General features: G+C 67.0%; 21 protein-coding genes. 14 read left to right on the top strand and 7 right to left on the bottom strand.

Annotation, left to right across the window (positions count from 1 at the left end; translation table 11 throughout):
* Positions 1-93: 93 nt before the first annotated feature.
* Positions 94-1,587 carry a 30S ribosomal protein S1 gene (gene rpsA / locus ACFTSF_RS29760; protein ID WP_344158722.1) on the top strand — a complete coding sequence of 498 codons (1,494 nt, stop codon included), beginning with the start codon at positions 94-96 and terminating at the stop codon, positions 1,585-1,587.
* Positions 1,588-1,644: 57 nt separating this feature from the next.
* Here rpsA and ACFTSF_RS29765 read toward each other — a convergent pair whose 3' ends face one another.
* A complete protein-coding gene (locus ACFTSF_RS29765) occupies positions 1,645-2,277 on the bottom strand; it encodes a hypothetical protein (RefSeq protein WP_380157460.1) in 633 nt (210 codons plus the stop codon).
* 17 nt (positions 2,278-2,294) lie between these two features.
* Between ACFTSF_RS29765 and coaE the strand changes: the two genes are divergently transcribed.
* The 6 genes from coaE (at position 2,295) to uvrB (ending at position 9,093) form a co-directional block, all read left to right on the top strand.
* Entirely contained in the window at positions 2,295-2,912 is a 618-nt protein-coding gene (gene coaE / locus ACFTSF_RS29770; protein WP_380157462.1) for a dephospho-CoA kinase, read from the top strand.
* 90 nt (positions 2,913-3,002) lie between these two features.
* On the top strand, positions 3,003-4,208 hold the full coding sequence (locus ACFTSF_RS29775) for a PrsW family glutamic-type intramembrane protease (RefSeq protein WP_380157464.1): 1,206 nt from the start codon (positions 3,003-3,005) through the stop codon (positions 4,206-4,208).
* On the top strand, positions 4,205-5,224 hold the full coding sequence (locus ACFTSF_RS29780; RefSeq protein ID WP_380157466.1) for a hypothetical protein: 1,020 nt from the start codon (positions 4,205-4,207) through the stop codon (positions 5,222-5,224). Before ACFTSF_RS29775 ends, ACFTSF_RS29780 begins: the two co-directional genes overlap by 4 nt.
* A 41-nt stretch (positions 5,225-5,265) precedes the next feature.
* Entirely contained in the window at positions 5,266-6,075 is an 810-nt protein-coding gene (locus tag ACFTSF_RS29785; protein WP_380157468.1) for a hypothetical protein, read from the top strand.
* Between the two features lie 61 nt (positions 6,076-6,136).
* Positions 6,137-6,940, top strand: a complete 804-nt coding sequence (locus ACFTSF_RS29790; protein WP_380157470.1) for a hypothetical protein — start codon at positions 6,137-6,139, stop codon at positions 6,938-6,940.
* 47 nt (positions 6,941-6,987) lie between these two features.
* On the top strand, positions 6,988-9,093 hold the full coding sequence (gene uvrB / locus ACFTSF_RS29795; protein ID WP_380157472.1) for an excinuclease ABC subunit UvrB: 2,106 nt from the start codon (positions 6,988-6,990) through the stop codon (positions 9,091-9,093).
* Between the two features lie 123 nt (positions 9,094-9,216).
* Here the strand turns inward: uvrB and ACFTSF_RS29800 are convergent, their stop codons facing one another.
* Complete coding sequence (locus ACFTSF_RS29800; protein WP_380157474.1) at positions 9,217-9,651, bottom strand: hypothetical protein; 435 nt, start codon at positions 9,649-9,651, stop codon at positions 9,217-9,219.
* Between the two features lie 123 nt (positions 9,652-9,774).
* Between ACFTSF_RS29800 and ACFTSF_RS29805 the strand changes: the two genes are divergently transcribed.
* The 4 genes from ACFTSF_RS29805 to ACFTSF_RS29820 all read left to right on the top strand — a co-directional run bounded on the left by ACFTSF_RS29805 (position 9,775) and on the right by ACFTSF_RS29820 (position 12,858).
* Positions 9,775-9,993 carry a hypothetical protein gene (locus ACFTSF_RS29805; RefSeq protein WP_380157476.1) on the top strand — a complete coding sequence of 73 codons (219 nt, stop codon included), beginning with the start codon at positions 9,775-9,777 and terminating at the stop codon, positions 9,991-9,993.
* A 160-nt stretch (positions 9,994-10,153) separates the two neighbouring features.
* On the top strand, positions 10,154-11,005 hold the full coding sequence (locus tag ACFTSF_RS29810) for an oxidoreductase (protein WP_380157478.1): 852 nt from the start codon (positions 10,154-10,156) through the stop codon (positions 11,003-11,005).
* Positions 11,005-11,604, top strand: a complete 600-nt coding sequence (locus ACFTSF_RS29815) for a TetR/AcrR family transcriptional regulator (RefSeq protein ID WP_380157479.1) — start codon at positions 11,005-11,007, stop codon at positions 11,602-11,604. Before ACFTSF_RS29810 ends, ACFTSF_RS29815 begins: the two co-directional genes overlap by 1 nt.
* Positions 11,605-12,042: 438 nt before the next feature.
* Entirely contained in the window at positions 12,043-12,858 is an 816-nt protein-coding gene (locus ACFTSF_RS29820) for an amidohydrolase family protein (RefSeq protein WP_380157481.1), read from the top strand.
* On the opposite strand, the gene ACFTSF_RS29825 is transcribed toward ACFTSF_RS29820, so the two are convergent.
* Together ACFTSF_RS29825 and ACFTSF_RS29830 are read right to left on the bottom strand one after the other, a co-directional pair.
* The gene (locus tag ACFTSF_RS29825; RefSeq protein ID WP_380157483.1) at positions 12,855-13,439 is read right to left on the bottom strand and encodes a dihydrofolate reductase family protein; all 585 of its coding nucleotides are present in this window, start codon (positions 13,437-13,439) and stop codon (positions 12,855-12,857) included. The two genes, ACFTSF_RS29820 and ACFTSF_RS29825, sit on opposite strands and share 4 nt — an antisense overlap.
* A 23-nt stretch (positions 13,440-13,462) precedes the next feature.
* Entirely contained in the window at positions 13,463-14,314 is an 852-nt protein-coding gene (locus tag ACFTSF_RS29830; RefSeq protein ID WP_380157484.1) for a nitrilase-related carbon-nitrogen hydrolase, read from the bottom strand.
* 33 nt (positions 14,315-14,347) lie between these two features.
* Between ACFTSF_RS29830 and ACFTSF_RS29835 the strand changes: the two genes are divergently transcribed.
* From ACFTSF_RS29835 to ACFTSF_RS29845, 3 genes are all read left to right on the top strand, one after another.
* Positions 14,348-14,695: an MmcQ/YjbR family DNA-binding protein gene (locus ACFTSF_RS29835; protein WP_380157486.1), complete on the top strand. Its 348-nt coding sequence runs from the start codon at positions 14,348-14,350 to the stop codon at positions 14,693-14,695.
* Positions 14,696-14,764: 69 nt separating this feature from the next.
* Positions 14,765-15,502, top strand: coding sequence for an SDR family oxidoreductase (locus ACFTSF_RS29840; protein ID WP_344158699.1), 738 nt, complete (start codon positions 14,765-14,767; stop codon positions 15,500-15,502).
* Positions 15,503-15,741: 239 nt separating this feature from the next.
* Positions 15,742-16,788, top strand: coding sequence for a TerC family protein (locus tag ACFTSF_RS29845; RefSeq protein WP_380157488.1), 1,047 nt, complete (start codon positions 15,742-15,744; stop codon positions 16,786-16,788).
* Positions 16,789-16,806: 18 nt separating this feature from the next.
* Here the strand turns inward: ACFTSF_RS29845 and ACFTSF_RS29850 are convergent, their stop codons facing one another.
* From ACFTSF_RS29850 to ACFTSF_RS29860, 3 genes are read right to left on the bottom strand one after another with little or no spacing between them, the layout of a single operon-like run.
* Positions 16,807-17,676, bottom strand: coding sequence for an NlpC/P60 family protein (locus tag ACFTSF_RS29850; RefSeq protein WP_380157490.1), 870 nt, complete (start codon positions 17,674-17,676; stop codon positions 16,807-16,809).
* Positions 17,673-18,731 carry a mandelate racemase/muconate lactonizing enzyme family protein gene (locus tag ACFTSF_RS29855; RefSeq protein ID WP_380157491.1) on the bottom strand — a complete coding sequence of 353 codons (1,059 nt, stop codon included), beginning with the start codon at positions 18,729-18,731 and terminating at the stop codon, positions 17,673-17,675. The genes ACFTSF_RS29850 and ACFTSF_RS29855 overlap by 4 nt, the downstream gene beginning before the upstream one ends.
* Positions 18,728-19,522 (bottom strand): serine hydrolase, encoded by a 795-nt coding sequence (locus ACFTSF_RS29860; RefSeq protein ID WP_380157493.1) that lies wholly within the window; start codon positions 19,520-19,522, stop codon positions 18,728-18,730. Before ACFTSF_RS29860 ends, ACFTSF_RS29855 begins: the two co-directional genes overlap by 4 nt.
* Positions 19,523-19,556: the final 34 nt, after the last annotated feature.

Below are 19,556 nucleotides of genomic sequence, written 5' to 3' on the forward strand. Positions count from 1 at the left end.
ATCTGTGCTCTCCAGGCAGTCCAGCGGTGTGGTGCGATCCAACGGCTCATACGCAACCTGACGAGACCACCAGTCCACGGAGCAACCCACCACATGACGGCCAGCATCGAGGCACCTCTCGACCCCGCAGTTCGCACCACCCCGCAGGTAGCGGTCAATGACATCGGGTCGGAGGAAGACTTCCTCGCGGCGATCGATCAGACCATCAAGTACTTCAACGACGGCGACATCGTTGAGGGCACCATCGTCAAGGTCGACCGGGACGAGGTTCTCCTCGACATCGGTTACAAGACCGAAGGCGTGATCCCCTCCCGCGAGCTGTCGATCAAGCACGACGTCGACCCGAACGAGGTCGTCAACGTCGGCGATCACGTCGAGGCCCTGGTTCTCCAGAAGGAGGACAAAGAAGGCCGCCTGATCCTCTCGAAGAAGCGCGCCCAGTACGAGAAGGCCTGGGGCACGATCGAGAAGATCAAGGAAGAGGACGGCGTCGTCACCGGTACCGTCATCGAGGTCGTCAAGGGTGGTCTCATCCTGGACATCGGCCTCCGTGGCTTCCTGCCGGCCTCGCTCGTCGAGATGCGTCGCGTCCGCGACCTCCAGCCGTACGTCGGCCAGGAGATCGAGGCCAAGATCATCGAGCTCGACAAGAACCGCAACAACGTGGTCCTGTCGCGCCGGGCGTGGCTGGAGCAGACGCAGTCCGAGGTGCGGATGAACTTCCTCACCCAGCTGCAGAAGGGCCAGATCCGCAAGGGTGTCGTCTCCTCGATCGTCAACTTCGGTGCGTTCGTGGACCTCGGCGGCGTCGACGGTCTGGTGCACGTCTCGGAGCTGTCCTGGAAGCACATCGACCACCCGACCGAGGTTGTCGAGGTCGGCCAGGAAGTCACCGTCGAGGTGCTGGACGTCGACATGGACCGCGAGCGCGTCTCGCTGTCGCTGAAGGCGACCCAGGAAGACCCGTGGCAGCAGTTCGCCCGGACCCACCAGATGGGCCAGATCGTCCCGGGTAAGGTCACCAAGCTGGTTCCGTTCGGTGCGTTCGTCCGCGTCGAGGAGGGCATCGAGGGTCTGGTGCACATCTCCGAGCTGGCCGAGCGTCACGTCGAGATCCCGGAGCAGGTCGTCCAGGTGAACGACGACGTGATGGTCAAGATCATCGACATCGACCTCGAGCGTCGCCGGATCTCGCTGTCGCTGAAGCAGGCCAACGAGGGTGTCGACCCGGTCTCCGACGACTTCGACCCCACGCTGTACGGCATGGCGGCGACGTACGACGAGCAGGGCAACTACATCTACCCCGACGGCTTCGACCCGGAGACGGGCGAGTGGCTCGAGGGCTTCGATGCTCAGCGTGAGGAGTGGGAGCGGCAGTACGCCGAGGCCCACCTGCGCTGGGAGGCCCACAAGAAGCAGATCGAGGACGCCAAGACGGCGGACGTCGAGGCCGGCGAGGCCTCCACGTACTCCTCGGCCACCGGTGGCGGCAGCGCTGCTCCGAAGGACGACGCTCCCGCCGAGGGCGCGCTCGCTTCCGACGAGGCGCTGCAGGCACTGCGTGAGAAGCTGACCGGCCAGGGCTGATCAGTTAGTTAGCAGCCAGGACCCCCGCATCCTTCGAGGTGCGGGGGTTCTGCACGTCTAGGGGCCGCGGCGGGTGGGCTTGCGGAAGCCGTTGCCCCAGGTGCCGCCGCCCTCACCCTTCATCCGGGTCTTCAGCTCGATCACCGTGGCCCGCGCGGTACTGGAGGTGAAGAAGCCGATCCGGTAGGGCTCGTTCGGTGTGCCCGCTTCCCAGGCCGGCACCTGTTGTTCGCCGTACCGGACCATGCGGACCGGCGGGTCCTCGCCGGCCTTGATCCGCGCCGCGTCCTGCGCACACGCCGGTACCCGTCGCGTCGCGCCGCTGCGCGGCGTCCACACCACGTCCAGGCTCGCCGGTCCGTGCTGCGGGTTGAAGAAGCACGGCGTACGGCGCTCTGGCAGTGGAAGGCCGTCGACTCGGGCCCGCGCGCAGGCCAGTGCGTACCGACCGGCGGTGAGAGTGTCGATCACCGCGCTGATCGCCTCGACGGACTTCATCTTGTCGACGAGCCGTTTGCCGCTTTCATAGGCGTCCAACGCGGTCTGGTAGTCGTGCCGGGCGTCCGCATCGAGCTCATGCGCGTCACCGAATCGCGTCAGCTCTTCGCCGAACACGATCGCATCTTCTTCTGCCATCAACTGGACGTGCTCTAGCTCGCGCAGGTCCCGGCGCCGCCGTCTCCACCCCATAAGTCATAGTAGGTCGCGTGCTACGAGTTGGACTGACTGGAGGAATCGGCGCCGGCAAGAGTGCGGTGTCGTCGCGGCTGGCGGCGCGGGGTGCGATCGTGATCGATTCCGACGTGCTGGCGCGCGAGGTGGTGGCTCCCGGGACCGATGGATTGGCCGAGGTGGTGGCCGCCTTCGGGCCCGAGGTGCTGACTGCTGAGGGGGAGATGGATCGGCCGGCGGTCGGGCGGATCGTCTTCGGCGATGCCGAGGCGCGACGCCGGCTCGAGGCGATCATTCATCCGCGGGTGCGGGCCCGGGCCGCTGAGATCGAGGCGGCCGCGTCCGACGACGCAATCGTGGTGCACGACATTCCGTTGCTGGTCGAGACCGGTCAGGCCGACCGCTTCGACGTGGTGCTCGTGGTCGACGTACCGGCTGCTGTGCAGCTGGAAAGGCTGACGCAGCAACGAGCTATGGCGGAATCCGAGGCCGAGCAACGGATCGCCAGCCAGGCAACGCGGGAGCAGCGACTGGCCGTCGCCGACGTGGTCGTCGAGAACGCCGGAACGCTGGCCGAGCTGGACACCCGGCTCGATGAGGTGTGGACCACGTTGCGGGAGCGCGCAGGGCACGGTCCGGACACGAAAGCGTGACCCCTGCGCGGTAAATGATGTTTCCGGGATCGGTTGTACGAGAATCTGTCCGGTCCGAAAGCCCTGAAGTCCCGAAGTAGGGAGGATGGCGTGGTGTGTCCGCGCTGCAACTCTGACGTCCCCGAGGTCTCGCGGTACTGCCACCACTGTGGCAACGACCTGCGGTCCGGGGACACGGAGCGGAAGAACGCGTACGCGGCTCGGCCCGATGAGTCGGTCGCGTCGTTCAAGCTGGTCTCCACGATCATGCCGCAGGGCTCGGGTAAGCAGCCCTACACGTACAAGGTCGCACTCGGCATCGCGCTGTTGCTGACCGTCGTGACGGCCGCCCTCGGCGCACTGCCGGTGGCGATCATGGTGGCGGCCTTCTCGGTGCCGATCGTCTACATCCTCTATCTGTACGACGTGAACCTGTGGGAGGACGAGCCGATCCCGGTCGTCGCGGCGGCCTTCGTGCTGACCGGCGTACTCGCGGCCGTCTTCACTTGGCTGTGGTCGAACAACATCGCGCTGTCCACCGACACCATCGGGTCGAACGACATCGGCCCGTCCGGTCGCGATCTGCTGATCCTGCTTCTGCTGGTGCCGGTCGTGTCGGAGCTCATCCGCCAGATCGGCCCGCTCTACCTGGCCTCGCGGCCGCGGTACGACGACCTGATGGACGGCTTCACCTTCGGTGTCGTGGCCGGCGTCGGGTACGCGTGTTTCGAGACGCTCGTCCTGCACTGGGGCTGGATCAGCGGCGGCTTCGCCGGTCCGGGCAGCAGCGCCGGGACGTGGATCTCGATCGTCGTCCTGCACGGTTTCATCAAGCCGCTGATCTACGGTTCGGCGACCGGACTGGCCGGTGCGGAGTTCTCCGGCCTCGGCGCCGGGTACGACGGCTTCACGCCGCGCTGGGTGAGCGGTCTGCTCCAGGCGATCGTGGTGAACGCGCTGTTCCAGGGCGGCGTCTACCTGCTCGGCTTCGTCGGCGGTCACGGTTCGACGATCGGCGCCGTACTCGGTGTCGTCTGGGGCCTGTTGCTGCTGGGCGCGCTGATCATCCGGGTCCGGACCGTGCTGCACAAGGGCCTGCTCGAGGCCGCACTGGAGTCGGCCGCGCGCGGTGGCTCCAACCACGCCTCCGGCGACCAGGCCTTCTGCTCGCGCTGTGAGATGCCGCTGCTGCCGCACTCGGACTTCTGCTCCGCCTGTGGCAACTCCGTCCGCTCGGTGCCGAAGTCGGCCCGTGGTGTGACCGCACCGGCGACAGCGAGTGGGTACGACGTGACGACTGGGGAGACGCAGGCATGAGCAACCAGCAACCTCCGTACGGACAGGGCCAGCCTCCGCAGGGTCCGCCGCCTGGCTACGGGCCGCAGGGCCAGCCGCCGCAAGGACCGCCGCCCGGGTATGGACCGCCTCCGCAGGGTCCGCCTCCCGGATACGGCCAGCCGCCGCAGGGGCAGCCCCCGCAGGGACCGCCGCCTGGTTACGGTCCGCCTCCGCAGGGACCGCCGCCTGGGTATGGCCAGCCGCCGCAGGGTCAGCCTGGCTACGGCCAGCAGCCCCCGCAGGGTCAGCCGGGATACGGGCAGCAGCCGGGGCAATCGCCGTACGGGCAGCAGCCCTATCCGGGCCAGCAGCAGGGGTTCCCCGGGCAGCAGCAGCCGTACCAGTACGGCGGCGGCGGGGCTCCGCGGGGTAAGGGCAACAGCAAGATCCTGTACCTGGCCGGCGGCGGTCTGGTCGTCGTCGCGGTGATCGGCATCGTGCTCGCGCTGATCTTCGGTGGTGGCGACGACAAGAAGCAGGTCCAGCCGACCCCGACGAACGGTGGCGGCGGCGACAACGGCAACAACCAGCCGGTCGATGAGGGCATCGAGGTCGGTGAAGGCGTCTTCGTGAAGCCGGCCACGGGCTACGTGCGCAAGGAACTGAAGGATTTCAAGGGCGTCTACCTGCTCAAGTCGGGTGAGGCCTACTTCATGGTCCAGGTGTTCAAGGCCGAAGGCGAGACGGCCGACACCGTCCTGCCGAAGCTGCTGACCGCCGAGACCAAGGCGCACACCTCGGTGAAGACCAAGGAGCCGGTCCGGATCACCCCGGGTGCGAACGACAAGACCCCGGTCAAGGTCGCCATCACCCAGTCCTACTCCGGTCTGTCGGCCGGTCAGCAGGGCAGCACCGAGGTCGTCGGCTTCGTCGGTGTGATCGAGCGCAACGACGGCGTCATCACACTGGTCCGGGTGCTCGCCCGCAAGGACAAGGTCTCGACCGCGCAGCCGGACAGCACCGCGATGCTGCAGTCGGTGCTCAAGAGCCAGTGACCGGAAAACGCGACAAAGGGGCCGGGGACAGCAACCCGTGGGTGAGCAAACCCGGCCCCGACGAGGACCCAGCGGCAGCGCCGGCACCGGCGCTGCCGCCGTCCCCGTGGAACCTCGAGGTCCCACCGGGACCTCAGCAGCCTGACGGCCCGGCGACCGAGACGTCGTCCGCGTGGGGTGACAAGGTCGGTCCGCCGTCGCTGCGTCGTCCACCGCCCGTGAAGAAGGGCCCCCGGATCCCTCCGGTGCTGCTGCCGATCGGTGCCGGCCTGGTGGTTGTCGCGCTGGTTGCGGTGGCCCTGGTGCTGCTGTCCGGTGGTGACAAGAAGGGCGCGGACCCGGTGCCCAGTACGACGCCGACGCCGAGCACGCCGAGTACGTCGTACACGCCGCCGGCCGGTGCGATTCCGGTCGCGTTCGGAGTGTCCGTCGTACCGGTCCCGGGCTGGAGTGTGCTGGAGACCGAGAAGCAGGGCAAGGAGCTCGTCACCTACGCACCGAACGGTGAGGCGCGGGCGTTCTTCTGGGTCCGCCAGAAGGAGAACGTGACCGCGAAGGCGTACCTGCTCGCGATCATCGAGGGCGAGACCGAGAACGAGATCGCCAAACTCGGTGACGAACGGAACCTGCCGTGCCCCAAGGACGTCCTGGAGGAGTGCATCGCGATGAGCTACACCTCCACGGCCAAGGACAAGGCCGGGCAGGACGTCGCCGTACAGGGCTATGTGGAGGTCTACCTGCGCAAGGACAAGGTTGCCACCGCACTGGACTTCCGGACCCGCACCGACTTCGCGCCGAAGGCCGAGGCGGACGCCGCCCAGATGAAGACGTCGGTTCTCGACAGTTTCTGATACCTTCCCCGCCCCACCACCCCGGTCTTGTGCCGAACCCCCGACACCACGAGGAACAGCTATGAGTCAGCAGTACGGACCACCTCCGGGCCCGCCGCCGGCCGCCGCACCCGGTGGCTGGGGCAGCGGCCCCGGTGGCGCGGGACCCGCGGGTCCCGGCGGCTGGGGGCCGGGTCCTGGCCGCCCGCAAGGCCGGCCGGCCAAGTCGAACCGGTCGCAGTTCATCATCATCGGCTGCGCGGTGCTCGCGGTCGTCCTGGTCGCGGTCGGCGTCGTCCTGCTGGTGACCGGCGGTGGCGACGACAAGCCGGTCGCGCAGCAGACCCCGGACGCGCCGGGCACCCTGTACACGCCGCCGGCCGACTCGAAGCCGGACGACTCCAAGGGGCCGAACGACGTCGGTGTCGAGGTCGGCCGCGGGATCTGGTTCACCCCGGCCAAGGGCTGGCTGCCGGACCCGAAGTCGAAGACGCAGTCCGGGAAGAACTACATCCTGCAGCAGTTCAACGTCCGCGGCCTGATCGACGGGTACTACTGGGTCCGCCAGACCGAGCTGTACGACGCGAAGGGGTTCGCCGAGCACCTGGTCGACGTCGAGTCGAACGGGATGCAGAACGTGGTGATCGGCAAGGGTGAGGTCTGCAAGCCGGCCAACGAGGCGATCAAGACCTGCTACGCGCTGAACTACACCGCCAAGATCAAGACCAGCAAGAACGGCCTGATCGACTACAAGGGCTTCGTGACGGCGTACGCGGACAAGTTCGACCGGGTCACCGCCACCGACGCGGGGCTCGAGGCGCGGGTCTACGAGCGGCGCTTCAACCAGCTCCAGTCGATGAACGCGAGCGTTGAAAAGAGCTTCTGACCTGCGGTTTTCAGTTTTTGTCGGCGGCGCCACGTACGGTTGGACCCATGAGACAGGTCTCGGATCTCCAGCGTATGGTGGCGCCGCTCAAGGTGGTGTCCGACTTCGATCCGGCCGGTGACCAGCCGGCCGCGATCGCGGAGCTCGAGCGGCGGATCAACGCCGGCGAGCAGAACGTCGTACTGCTGGGTGCCACCGGTACGGGTAAGACGGCGACGATGGCCTGGCTGGCGGAGAAGATCCAGCGGCCGATGCTGATCCTGCAGCCGAACAAGACGCTCGCCGCGCAGTTCGCGACCGAGCTGCGGCACTTCTTCCCGGAGAACGCGGTCGAGTACTTCGTCTCGTACTACGACTACTACCAGCCCGAGGCGTATGTCCCGCAGACGGACACGTACATCGAGAAGGACTCCTCGATCAACGAGGAGGTCGAGCGGCTGCGGCACTCGGCGACCTGGTCGCTGCTGACCCGGCGCGACGTGGTCGTGGTGGCGACCGTCTCCTGTATCTACGGCCTGGGCTCCGCCGACGAGTACCTGAACCGGATGATCCACGTGAAGGTCGGCGCCGAGATGGACCGCGACGGTCTGCTCCGCAAGCTGGTCGGCGTGCAGTACGCGCGCAACGACCTGGCCGGCACCCGCGGTACCTTCCGGGTCCGCGGCGACACGCTCGAGGTCTTCCCGGTCTACCAGGAGCTCGCGGTCCGGGTGGAGTTCTTCGGTGACGAGATCGAGCGGCTGATGACGCTGCACCCGCTCACCGGCGAGGTTCTCAGCGAGGAGAACGAGCTCTACATCGGCGCCGCGACGCACTACGTGACCGCGCCGGAGAAGATGGAGCGCGCGATCACCTCGATCGAGGCCGAGTTGGCCGAGCGGCTGGCTGAGCTCGAGCGCGGCGGCCAGTTGCTGGAAGCCCAGCGGCTGCGGATGCGGACGACGTACGACATCGAGATGATGCGCCAGATCGGCACGTGTTCCGGCATCGAGAACTACTCCCGGCATACCGACGGCCGCGAGGCCGGGACGGCACCGCACTGTCTGCTGGACTACTTCCCCGAGGACTACCTGCTCGTCATCGACGAGTCGCACGTGACGGTCCCGCAGATCGGCGGGATGTACGAGGGCGACATGTCCCGCAAGCGCACCCTGGTCGAGCACGGCTTCCGGCTGCCGTCGGCGATGGACAACCGACCGCTGCGCTGGGAGGAGTTCCTGGAGCGGATCGGCCAGACCGTCTACCTGTCCGCGACCCCGGGGCAGTACGAGCAGGACAAGTCCGACGGCTTCGTCGAGCAGCTGATCCGCCCGACCGGCCTGATCGACCCCGAGGTCATCGTCAAGCCGACCAAGGGCCAGATCGACGACCTGATCCACGAGATCCGCCTGCGCGTCGAGCGCGACGAGCGAGTCCTGGTCACCACCCTGACCAAGAAGATGTCCGAAGACCTCACCGACTACCTGCTCGAGATGGGCATCCGGACCAGGTACCTGCACAGCGAGGTCGACACCCTCCGCCGCGTCGAACTGCTCCGCGAGCTCCGAATGGGCGAGTACGACGTCCTCGTCGGCATCAACCTGCTCCGCGAAGGCCTCGACCTCCCCGAGGTCTCCCTGGTCGCCATCCTCGACGCCGACAAGGAAGGCTTCCTCCGCTCCGGCCGCTCCCTGATCCAGACCATCGGCCGCGCCGCCCGCAACGTCTCCGGCCAGGTCTTCATGTACGCCGACAAGATCACCCCGTCCATGGAACAAGCCATCGACGAAACCAACCGCCGCCGCGCGAAACAGATCGCCTACAACACCGAGATGGGCGTAGACCCGCAGCCCCTCCGCAAGAAGATCGCGGACATCACCGACATGCTCGCCCGCGAGGACGCCGACACCGCCGAACTCCTAGGCTCCGGCCGAACCCAGTCCCGCGGCAAAGCCCCCGTCCCCGGCGCCGGCAAGGGCCGAGCCGGCGAAAAGGCCCGCGAACTGGCCGGCGGTCTCCCGTCCTCCGACCTCGCCGACCTCATCCAGCAACTAACCGACCAAATGCACAACGCAGCCGCCGAACTCCAGTTCGAAGTAGCCGCCCGCTACCGAGACGAAATCTCCGAGCTGAAGAAGGAACTCCGCCAAATGACCAACGCCGGCGCCAAGTAAGGCCATGGCACCGGCAGAATCAGCTGTGTAGGCCCGGCCAGGTGTTGGAGTCCTCAGCTGGCATTGCCCGGAGTCTGGCAGGCCCCGGCCGACATCTTCGGGCCGGCCGGGGGAGCGGGGCGACTAGACCGAGTTCAGGCAGATCGGGATCGCGATCGTACTGGCAGGCTTGGTGCGATCGGGCTGGTGGAAGAACTGACCGCAGTACTGGGTACCGGCCGGGGCGTTCTGAGGCGCCTGGAGACCTTCGTTGAACCCTTGCCGCCCGTGCCAGACACCCGTGTAGGAGGAGCCATCGCTGCCCGTGACCCGGGTGTACCCGGCCAGCGGCTGGGCGGCATCGTTCTCCTTTGTCCCGACCACGACCTCCCACCAGTTCGCGTCGTACGGGCAGACGGTGATCTTGATGACCCCGTTCAAACCGAACCCGAGAGGCTGCTCCCGACTCTGGCACTCAGCCGCCGGCGCCGCAGCGGTGCGCTGTGACCCGACAGCGACCCCACCGGACGCAGCAGCCAACCCGACCGCGGCGACCGCGGTGACGAGACGACGTGACATCGCCCTCAACTTCATATTCCCTCCAAGACTCGTGGTCCCAGAAGTCCACCCGGAGCCGGCCTAGCCCGCAACAGATTCGACCCTGTTGCAAACGCGTCACCCGACGAGCCCATCCAGATGGTCATGCGGGCGAGCGCGGGCCGTCCGGTGACCACGCCAACAACGAGCACAGCTCTCGAAGCCACTCAGGACCCACGCCAGCGCTCCTACGCGCACATGTTCCAGTTCTACGCCGAGAACCACGAACAGTTCACCGGCAACCGCAACCTCGACGCCATCCGCAACCTCCACCCGAACCTGCAGTCCTTCAAACCTGGCTTGACCTGCACAAAGACGGCCTGAAAGCCGCCGTGAAGTAGCCCTCGACGCGCGCGGCCCGGTATGTCTTGAGAGATCCCCGCGACACCTTTTGCTGATTCTGCACTCCGTTGATAAAAATCGACATAGTGTAGACTTTGAGATGAGATGACCTCGCAGCGGGTTCGAAGTCTTTGGAGGATCAGTGCGACAGCAGCAGATGTGGCTCATTACTGGAGTCAGTAGCGGTCTCGGGCGGGCATTCGCCGAAGCTGCGCTGGCGGCTGGACATACCGTCGTGGGGACCGTTCGGTCGGAGCAGGATCTAAAGGCGTTCGAAGAGGTGCAGCCGGGCCGGGCTCATGGCCGCGTCTTGGATGTCACGGACGCGGAGGCGGTCACCGAGGTGGTCGGGGAGGTCGAGCGCAGTGTCGGCCCCTTGGATGTCGTGATCGCCAACGCCGGCTACGGACTCGAGGGCACCTTCGAGGAAACTCCGCTGACCGAGGTGCGGCGGCAGTTCGAGGTGAACGTGTTCGGCGCGATGGCGACTCTGCAGGCGGTCCTTCCGTACATGCGGCGGCGTCGCCGCGGACACCTGATGGCGGTCACCTCGATGGGCGGCCTGATGGCGGTTCCCGGTATGTCTGCGTACTGCGGAAGCAAGTTCGCCCTTGAAGGCATTCTGGAGGCGCTGGGCAAGGAGGTCGCGCAGTTCGGAATCCACGTGACTGCGGTCGAACCCGGCTCGTTCCGGACCGACTGGGCGGGACGCTCGATGACTCGGGCGGCACGATCCATCGACGACTACGACGAGCTGTTCGGTCCGATCCGGGCAGCACGCCAGAATGCCAGCGGTAACCAGTTAGGTGATCCAGCCAAAGCGGGCGAAGCCGTCGTACACATCGCGGCCGTCGACAACCCTCCGGCACATCTCGTACTGGGCTCGGACGCGCTGCGCTTGATCGCGGCCGCCCGCGCCGCGGTCGATGACGACATCCGTACCTGGGACGCTCTTTCGCGGACGACGGACTTCGCCGAAGGCGCACAACTCTGATGCCCGGCAGACGCGCGGGCGAACGCAAAGGCGATCTGCGCGAGCGACTCATCCTGGATACCTGCGAGGCCCTGCTGGCAGAGATCGGTTACGAGGCGATGACCGTTGGACACATCGCCGAGGGCGCAGGCATCACCCGGGGCGCCGTCTACTTCTACTTCGGATCCAAACAGGAAGTCGTCACAGCCCTCGTCGCTCGCAGCGTGGCCCACCTCTGGGAGCGGTCACGGATCGCCGCCGAGAGCGACGAACCACGCCAAGCCATCGCAGTGGCCATGGATCGCACAGTCGAGCTGTGGAATGCGCACGGCTTGGTCATGCGTACTGCGATCGACCTGTCCTTGACCGTGCCGGAGATCGGCGCCCTGTGGAACCAGACCGCTGACCTGTTCATCGCCGCCATCACTGCCGTCCTGGAGACAGCAGGAGTCCCATCCGGCAATGAACCTACTCAGGCACCCGCAATGGCACGATCACTGTGCTGGATGATCGAGCGAACCTTCTACCACGCCTCACAACAGTCCCCCGAAACGCTCCAACACGCAGCCTCCACCTGCGAACACATCTGGCTGACCACAGCCGGCCTGGCGCGTGAGTGACGAAGGTCGGTTCTGGAACCTGCCGAAAGTCGGTATTGACGGGGTCCCGTCTTCCTACGGTGACGCGGATGGCACGTCCCTGAACGCTTCTTGCGCTTTCGCTGCCCTGACCACATCGGCTCAGGCGCATAGTTCCGCTCCGACCGCCACCCTTCCGGCGCCATCGGGGGCTTCGGTCGCCGTGCAGCAGCAGCGGCTGGGTCGTCGAGTGAAAGGAGCGTGCTGCTGGAAATCGATATCCGCCAGCACGGTGCTCGCAGTCGGCGACGCACTCCTCACACTCGCCGGTCACACCAGCCGAATCCTGCGGTCGCGCGGATGTTGGTTCTCGCCACATGGCCTACGCCGGCGCCAAGTGGTCGGCTGTCCTGTTCCTGCCGTGTAGGTAGGTCTGTCCGTCTCCTGGTCTGCCCTGCGCCACAGACCAGGGGAGGAACTATGGCGCGGTACGACGGTCCGGTGATCGACGTGCATGCTCACCTCGAGCTTGAGATGGGTGCGGGGATGTCCGGTCTGATGCCGCATCGGGTCGAGGACTACTGGTCCGCAGCCGGCGGCCTCGACGTACAAGCCGCGGCCGCGCTGGTGATGGCGCCACTCGGTCAGCCGGATGAGGTGCGGAAGCGGAACGATCAGGTGCTCGCACTCGGGGCCCGGGACCCGCGGTGGTTGCCGCTGTGCTCTGTGCATCCGTACGACGGCGACTTCGCGGTCGAGGAGATCCGGCGGGTGGTCGCGGCGGGCGCGGCAGGATTCAAGCTGCACCCGAACACGCAGGCATTCGATCTCGGCGACGACCGCGTCACCGCGACCGTCGAGGAGATCGGCCGGCACGGGGTGCCCGTCCTGTTCGACGGCTACTCACCGTTCGACCCGCACCAGCCCGGCAAGTTCGTGCAACTCAGCATGGCCGTGCCGGACGCCCGCATCATCATCGCCCACGCTCTCGGACCTCGCTTCGGTGAGCTCATGGTGTACGACGTCCTGGCGGCCTTCCCCGGGATGTGGAACCGGAACGTGTGGGTCGACCTGTCCTATATGGGTGCCGTGTACGCGGACTCCCCGCACCGCGAGCAGTACGCATGGACTCTGCGCAAACTCGGCGTCGATCGTGTCCTGCTCGGCTCGGACTATCCACTCGGCGACCTGCACTCAGCTGTAGAGGCGCTGAGCACGCTCGGCTTCTCTGCCGAGGAGCAACGTCACATCGCCTATGACAACGCGGCCGCCCTCTTCGACCTGTCCGGGGCTTAGCGGTCCTGGCCGGGTGGGACTGGGCGGTAGCGGACGTTGATTTCGGTGGTGGGGTTGTCGCCGTTGACGAGGCGGAGCTTGATCGGGGTGCCGCCGGGGTTGTCGTAGAGGCGGATGCCGTCGCCGAGGAGGACGGGGGCGATGTGTAGGTCTATGTCGTCGATCAGGCCGAGGGCGAGGGCTTGGCGGCCGATGGAGGCGGAGAGGATCTCCAGGTTCTTGCCGTTGGCGGCTTCCAGGGCGATGCGGATGGCTTCGGCGACGCCGCAGTTGAGGAAGGTGGTGTTGGGGGTGGGCGGGGCGTCTTCGGGGTGGTGGGTGAGGATGAAGACGGGGGCCTGCCAGGTGCCGTCGTAGGTCGAGTCGGCGTTGGGGAACGCTTCGAAGCCGTCGCGGCCGCCGAGGATGGCGCCGGTGCTGCTGGTGTACTCGTCGGTGATGTTCGGCCGCGGGTTCGTGATGCCGCCCATCCAGTCCATGGCGTGATTCGGGCCGGCCACGAATCCGTCGAGCGACATGGTGAAGTGCCAAAGCACCTTGCCCGCAGCGGTCTGCGGCTCGGTGTCCGGAAGTCCAATCATCAGAATCTCCTGCTGTCTCGGTGTCAGGTACGGCGGGTCTCGTCGACTGTCAGCGTGAAGATGTCCGGGCGGCTGTAGTGGCCGACGGCGTCGAAGTCGAAGACGGCTCGGTCGCGGTCGGCGAGGTCCAGTTCGGCGAGGAGGACGGTTTCGCCGGTGCGGGCGGGGCCGGCGAGGATTTCGCCGAGGGGGTTGATGATGGTGCTGCCGCCGTTGATGAGGCCTTCGACGTACTGGTTGGCGCTGATTACGAAGCAGCGGCCTTCGAGGGCGACGTGGCGCATTGTCGCCTGCCACTGGTCGCGGTCGTCGACGGTCGGGGCACACCAGATCTCGACGCCCTTCGCGTACATGCTCTGCCGGAACAGCGGCATGTAGTTCTCCCAACAGATCGCCGCACCCAGTACGCCGTACTGAGTCGGTACGGCGGCCATCGTCGAGCCGTCGCCCTGTCCCCAGAGGTACCGCTCGGCCGCGGTCGGCATCAGCTTGCGGTGTTTGGCGACGAGACCGGGTGTGAAGAACAACGCGGTGCAGTACAGCGTCCCGCCGTCCCGCTCGATCACTCCAGCCACCAGATCCACCTTCAGTTCGGCGGCCAACTCCGCCAACCGCGCAGTCTCCGGTCCCGGTACGGCGATCGCCGCCTCCCGGTAGCGCCGGAACTGCTCACGCCCTTCCGCCGACCGCGTTCCCACCGTCACCCCGAAGTCCATCCCCTTCGGATATCCGCCGAGGAACGCCTCCGGCAACACCACGAGTCGCGCGCCGCCCGCCGCGGCCTCCCGCACGTAGTGCTCCGCCTTGACCAGCGTCGCCGCCGTATCGAACAACACCGACCCCGCCTGCACCGCCGCCACCACGACTGAGTTCATGCTGAGGAGCGTAGATCGAGAGAGGATGGCGGGATGAGCCGATTGAGCCGGAACGACGTGCTGGAGTACTGCCTGGGTAAGCCGGGCGCCTGGCAGGACGAGCCGTGGGACGGCGACGTGGTGGCGAAGGTGGCCGAGAAGATCTTCGTGTTCCTGGGGACAGACAGCGTCGGCCTGAAATGTGGCGCCAACCGCGATGAGGCCGACGAGCTGGTGGCGGCTTATCCCGAGGATGTTTCGAAGATGCCGTACATCGGGCGGTCGGGGTGGAACACGGTGCGGTTCGGTGGCGGCGTACCGGATGACGAGGTGTTCGAGCTGATCGATGCGTCGTACGACACCGTGGTGTCGAAGCTTCCCAAGAGTCGGCGACCGGTCTGATCTGAGCAATTTCGGGGGAGTGGTCGGCGAGTCGAGGCAGGCGTTGAGGGGCGAATTTAGCCTCGGGAGATGACTGAGTTGTGGGGGAAGAAAGCACTGGTGACCGGGGCTACGTCGGGGATCGGGCGGGCCATTGCGCAGAGTTTCGCGAAGGCCGGGGCGGAGGTGGTGGTCACCGGTCGGCGGGCTGAGCAGGGGGCCGAGACGGTGGAGTTGATCACCGCGGCCGGGGGACAGGCGACGTACGTGCAGGCTGATTTCAGTGACATGGCCGAGGTCGAGCGGTTGGCGCAGTTGGTCGGTGACGTGGACATCCTGGCCAACAACGCGGGGTATTACCCGATGGTCCCGACCACCGCGCTCACCCCCGACGAATATCAACGCATCTACGACGTGAACCTGCGCAGCGCCTACTTCCTGACCGCCGCGCTCGCACCGCGGATGGCCGCCACAGGCGGCGGGACGATCGTCAACACGTCCTCGATCGGCGCCCGGATCGGCCTGCCGGTCGCGGCCGCGTACAGCGGCACGAAGGCAGCGCTGGAGTCGATGACCCGGTCGTGGGCGGTCGAGTTCGGGCCGTCTGGCGTGCGGGTCAATGCGGTCTGCGCAGGTGGGGTCCGGACTGAAGCGCTGCTGTCGATCATGCCGGAGGAGGCGCTCGCCCAGAGCAGCGCGCCGGCGCCCCTGGGACGGATCGGTACGCCGGAAGAGATCGCCGAGGTGGTGTTGTTCCTCGCGTCCCCGCGCTCGAGTTTCGTCACCGGCGCGGTGATTGTCGCGGATGGTGGGTACAGCGTTCCGTAACAGTTCGTGACTATTCCCGGAGCGCCGTGTGATGATTTCGACAGGCGGACACGGTGTCCTGGATTTGGAGTCTGGGTCGGCGACCCGTCAGACTAGGGGTGAAGAAGGGGAGTATTCCTTCGCGGCGGCATCGTCATCACGGCCGTGGGTCCGTCCCACGCCCGGTGCCCCCGGTCGGCCACGTGGTCGGCGGAAGAGACCTTCGGAGTCCTGTCTCAGCTGCACTCCGGAGGTTACGCATGCACGTTGCTGACTACGTTTGGTACATCACGGTCGGTCTACTGCTCGCTTTGCTGGCTTTCGACGTGTTCGTGATCGGCCGCCGCCCGCATGAACCCACCACCCGTGAGTCCGCGATCGCGATCGCGTTCTACGTCGGTCTGGCCGTCGTCTTCGGGCTCGGTGTCTGGGTCTTCTCCGGCGGTCAGTACGCCGGTGAGTTCTTCGCAGGGTGGCTGACCGAATACAGCCTCAGCGTCGACAACCTCTTCATCTTCCTGATCATCATGTCCAGGTTCGCGGTGCCGAGGAAGTATCAGCAGACCGCCTTGCTGGTCGGCATCATCCTGGCGCTGGTCTTCCGCGGCGTCTTCATCGCCGTCGGAGCCGCGGCGATCAACGAGTTCTCCTGGGTCTTCTACCTGTTCGGCGCGTTCCTGGTCTACACCGCGGTCCACCTGGCCAAGCAGGGTGAGAACGACGATGACGACTACAAGGAGAACGCGGTCATCCGGTTCGCGAAGAGGCGGCTGAAGGCGACCGACGAGTACAACGGCGTCAAGCTGACAGTGGTCCAGAACGGCAAGCGTCTCGTCACTCCGATGGCGATCGTCATCATCGCGCTCGGTACCACCGATCTGCTGTTCGCGCTGGACTCGATCCCCGCGATCTACGGCCTCACCCAGGAGCCGTTCCTGGTCTTCACCGCCAACGTCTTCGCCCTGATGGGTCTGCGGCAGCTGTACTTCCTGCTCGGCGACCTGCTGCGCCGCCTGGTCTACCTGTCGATCGGCCTGTCGGTGGTGCTCGCGTTCATCGGCGTGAAGCTGGTCCTGCACGCGATGCACGTGAACGAGTTGCCGTTCATCAACGGCGGTCACCACATCGAGTGGGCCCCGGAGATCCCGATCTGGTTCTCGCTCGGCTTCATCATCGTCACGCTCGGCATCACCACCGTCCTGAGCCTGCGCAAGTCCCGCAATCAGCCGGCCGCGGTCGAGGCCAAGGACGACTCCGTGCAGGACGACGTCCCGGCCCCGGAAGCCTCGGACGCGCACAAGGCCTGAGTCAGGAGCGCCCAGCAGTCAGAAACGCGCTGCGGCGACCAACGTCGTACGGCGCTCGTCGGGAAGCGGTTCGTCCTCGAGCCGCTTCCCGGTCTCTGACGCGTGCAGCATCCCGGTGGGGGAGACGAACCCGACGTGGTGCACGACCTGGCCCGGGCGGGCGAAGAAGTACAGGTCACCGGGCTGCGCGTCGTCGATCGGCACGTTCTCCAGCGTGTCCGCCTGATCATGCGCATCGCGCGGGATCCGCAGCCCCAGCACCCGGCTGACGGTGTGCGTCAGCCCCGAGCAGTCCAGCCCGTACGCCGACGTGCCGCCCCACAGGTATTCCAGCCCAAGGAACTGACCGCCGAGCCGCAGTCGATCCTCCGCGGTCGACGGCTCGGCCACTGAGCGCAGTACGTCGTTCGCCAGCCAGCCTGACCCACCATCCGGAGTGGCAACCCGCGTGTACCCGCCCGTCTGCTCAACGGAGGCCAGCACGGTGCCGAACGACAGTGTCATGACGGGCGCACCAACCGCCGGCTCCGCGAGCAGCGGCGCAGTCGGCACCGTCACGGCGACCGGATCGGTCGCACTGCTCGGCAGCTCACCCAGATGGCTCGACGGCACCCAGCCCGGGTACCCGAGCTCGTCCTTGGACGACGGCTGCCACAGCGCAACGATCTCCGACCAGCCATCGCGCTCGGTGCGGACCAGCACGGGCTCTGCGAACAGCAGCTGCGACAGCGTCCGGCCGTGCAGGCCGAGGCGGCTCTCCCGGTCCATCGACTTCGCCCACGCAGCCACATCGGGCTGTGCGGCGGTGGCGGGCGCGTCGAGCTCGCGGGGCGCGTCGGGTGCGGTCCACACCGTGCTGATCGGGACCTTGGCGGCGACAAGCTTCATACCGTCAAGCCTGTCACGCCGAGACCAGGCTCAAACGGAAGTCGGATCAGCGCGCCGTCGTACCGGATCCCACCGGTCACCGGTGCGTCACGCAGCCACCACGCCGCGTCGAGATCGTTGACCGCGGAGGTCGGGTACGCCGCGACCAGAGCGGCTGCGGCGCCGACTCCGACGTGGCTCTCCATCATCGAGCCGACGATCGTCCGGATGTCGTGCTCCCGGGCGAGTTCGAGCAGGGTCCGGGCCGGCGCGAGTCCACCGCATTTGGCCAGCTTCACGTTGACCATGTCGGCGGCGCCGTGCCGGATCACCGCCACCAGATCGCGGACGCCGTACACGGACTCGTCGGCGAGGATCGGCGTACTGACTCGGTCGGTGACCCACGCCATCCCTTCGAGGTCAGCGGCGACGACCGGCTGCTCGACCAACTCCAGGTTGCAGGCCTCCAGCGCGTTGATGGCGGTCACCGCGTCGCGACGCGACCAGCCTTGGTTCGCGTCCAGCCGCAATCGCGGTCCCGGACCAATCGCGTCCCGCACTCGGCGGACGCGTTCCACGTCGGCGGCCGCGTCGGTCCCGACCTTCACCTTCAGTACGTCGAACCCGTCGGCGACCCGTGCCTTCGCGGCGGTCGCGAGTGCGTCCGCGTCGCCGACCGAGAGCGTCACGTCGGTCTGGACCGTGTCGACCGTCGAGCCGAGGAAGCCGTGCAGGCTGACGCCGAGTCGCCGGGCAGCCAGGTCGTGCAGAGCAGTATCGACCGCGCCCTTCGCGCCGAAGTTCCCGGCGACCGCGTTCTGCACGCGACGCAGGGCCTCAGTGAGGTCATCCGGGCCGAGGCCGTCCAGCGCGGCGGCGATCGGTCCCTCGACACAGGCCTGCGCGCCGGCGAGCGATTCGCCGGTCACCTTCCAGACCTGCGGAGCCTCGCCCCAACCGCTCAGCGAACCGTCGCTGAGCTCGACCAGGAGTGAGTCGGCGTGCGTCGCAGTCCGGAGTGCGGTGATGAAGGGAGTGTGCAGCGGCGCGGAGATCAGATGGGTGGTGAGTTTCATCGGATCGCTCCCAGGTCGTGCCGGTGGTTCCACGCCTCCAGCGCAATCTCCGCGATCAGTTGCTGGGCGCGGGCGTCCGGCAGGTCGGACGTCGTACAGACGACGAGGACGAACGGGTCCGCATCCGAGGGCCGGACGATCCCGCCGTCGTGCCGGATCCGGGTGTCCCAGCCGTTCTTGTGCTCGACGCGCGTGCCGGGTGGGAGCAGTGCCGGGATCTCGCCGTTCCAGTGGTTGGCCGCGAGCAGGTCGCAAAGGTAGTCGTTGCTCACCGCAACGAGTACGCCGGCCAGCCCGGCCGGGCTCATCTCGTTGCTGATCCCGGCCGCCTGCGCCGCGCGGTCGTCGATCCCGCGCCGGATCGCGCTGGCACCATCGCCGTACTCGGCCAGTACGGCGTGGGCCGCGTCGACGCCGACCTGTTCGAGCACGAGGTTCGTGGCCAGGTTGCTGGACAGCGTGATCATCTCGGTGGCGAGCCAGCCGAGCGGCACCTTCGTGCCGAGCTTGGTCCAGGTTGCCGGCGCCTCGTCCTCGTCCGGATTCACACCGAACCGCCCGCCCGCCTGCGAGGCGAAGTCGTTGTGCACCAAGACCGGCTGATCGAGCGTGAGCTCACCGGCCGCGATCTTGCGCTGCATCGCCATCGCCACCGGCAGCTTCATCGTGCTGGCCGAGTAGTGCGTCCGCCCCGCTTCGTGCTCGAACACCGGCGTCCCGTCGGCCCGCCCCAACCACACCCCGAACTCGCCGCTCCCGTCGACCGCCGCGAGCAGTTCCGCAATCGCCATAGCACTCACCTTCGCACATATCTTTCCAGGCCCA

The organism is Kribbella sp. NPDC056951 (genome assembly GCF_042674205.1).
Taxonomy (GTDB): Bacteria; Actinomycetota; Actinomycetes; order Propionibacteriales; family Kribbellaceae; genus Kribbella; species Kribbella yunnanensis.

Coding starts and splice junctions, on each gene's coding strand:
- ACFTSF_RS29800 (WP_380157474.1), bottom strand. CDS start 9,651: ATGTCACGTCGTCTCGTCACCGCGGTCGCCGCGGTCGGGTTGGCTGCT.
- uvrB (WP_380157472.1), top strand. CDS start 6,988: ATGAGACAGGTCTCGGATCTCCAGCGTATGGTGGCGCCGCTCAAGGTG.
- ACFTSF_RS29840 (WP_344158699.1), top strand. CDS start 14,765: ATGACTGAGTTGTGGGGGAAGAAAGCACTGGTGACCGGGGCTACGTCG.
- ACFTSF_RS29825 (WP_380157483.1), bottom strand. CDS start 13,439: ATGATTGGACTTCCGGACACCGAGCCGCAGACCGCTGCGGGCAAGGTG.
- ACFTSF_RS29815 (WP_380157479.1), top strand. CDS start 11,005: ATGCCCGGCAGACGCGCGGGCGAACGCAAAGGCGATCTGCGCGAGCGA.
- ACFTSF_RS29820 (WP_380157481.1), top strand. CDS start 12,043: ATGGCGCGGTACGACGGTCCGGTGATCGACGTGCATGCTCACCTCGAG.
- ACFTSF_RS29790 (WP_380157470.1), top strand. CDS start 6,137: ATGAGTCAGCAGTACGGACCACCTCCGGGCCCGCCGCCGGCCGCCGCA.
- ACFTSF_RS29850 (WP_380157490.1), bottom strand. CDS start 17,676: ATGAAGCTTGTCGCCGCCAAGGTCCCGATCAGCACGGTGTGGACCGCA.
- ACFTSF_RS29835 (WP_380157486.1), top strand. CDS start 14,348: ATGAGCCGATTGAGCCGGAACGACGTGCTGGAGTACTGCCTGGGTAAG.
- ACFTSF_RS29830 (WP_380157484.1), bottom strand. CDS start 14,314: ATGAACTCAGTCGTGGTGGCGGCGGTGCAGGCGGGGTCGGTGTTGTTC.
- ACFTSF_RS29765 (WP_380157460.1), bottom strand. CDS start 2,277: ATGGGGTGGAGACGGCGGCGCCGGGACCTGCGCGAGCTAGAGCACGTC.
- ACFTSF_RS29855 (WP_380157491.1), bottom strand. CDS start 18,731: ATGAAACTCACCACCCATCTGATCTCCGCGCCGCTGCACACTCCCTTC.
- ACFTSF_RS29805 (WP_380157476.1), top strand. CDS start 9,775: ATGCGGGCGAGCGCGGGCCGTCCGGTGACCACGCCAACAACGAGCACA.
- ACFTSF_RS29780 (WP_380157466.1), top strand. CDS start 4,205: ATGAGCAACCAGCAACCTCCGTACGGACAGGGCCAGCCTCCGCAGGGT.
- ACFTSF_RS29860 (WP_380157493.1), bottom strand. CDS start 19,522: ATGGCGATTGCGGAACTGCTCGCGGCGGTCGACGGGAGCGGCGAGTTC.
- ACFTSF_RS29845 (WP_380157488.1), top strand. CDS start 15,742: ATGCACGTTGCTGACTACGTTTGGTACATCACGGTCGGTCTACTGCTC.
- rpsA (WP_344158722.1), top strand. CDS start 94: ATGACGGCCAGCATCGAGGCACCTCTCGACCCCGCAGTTCGCACCACC.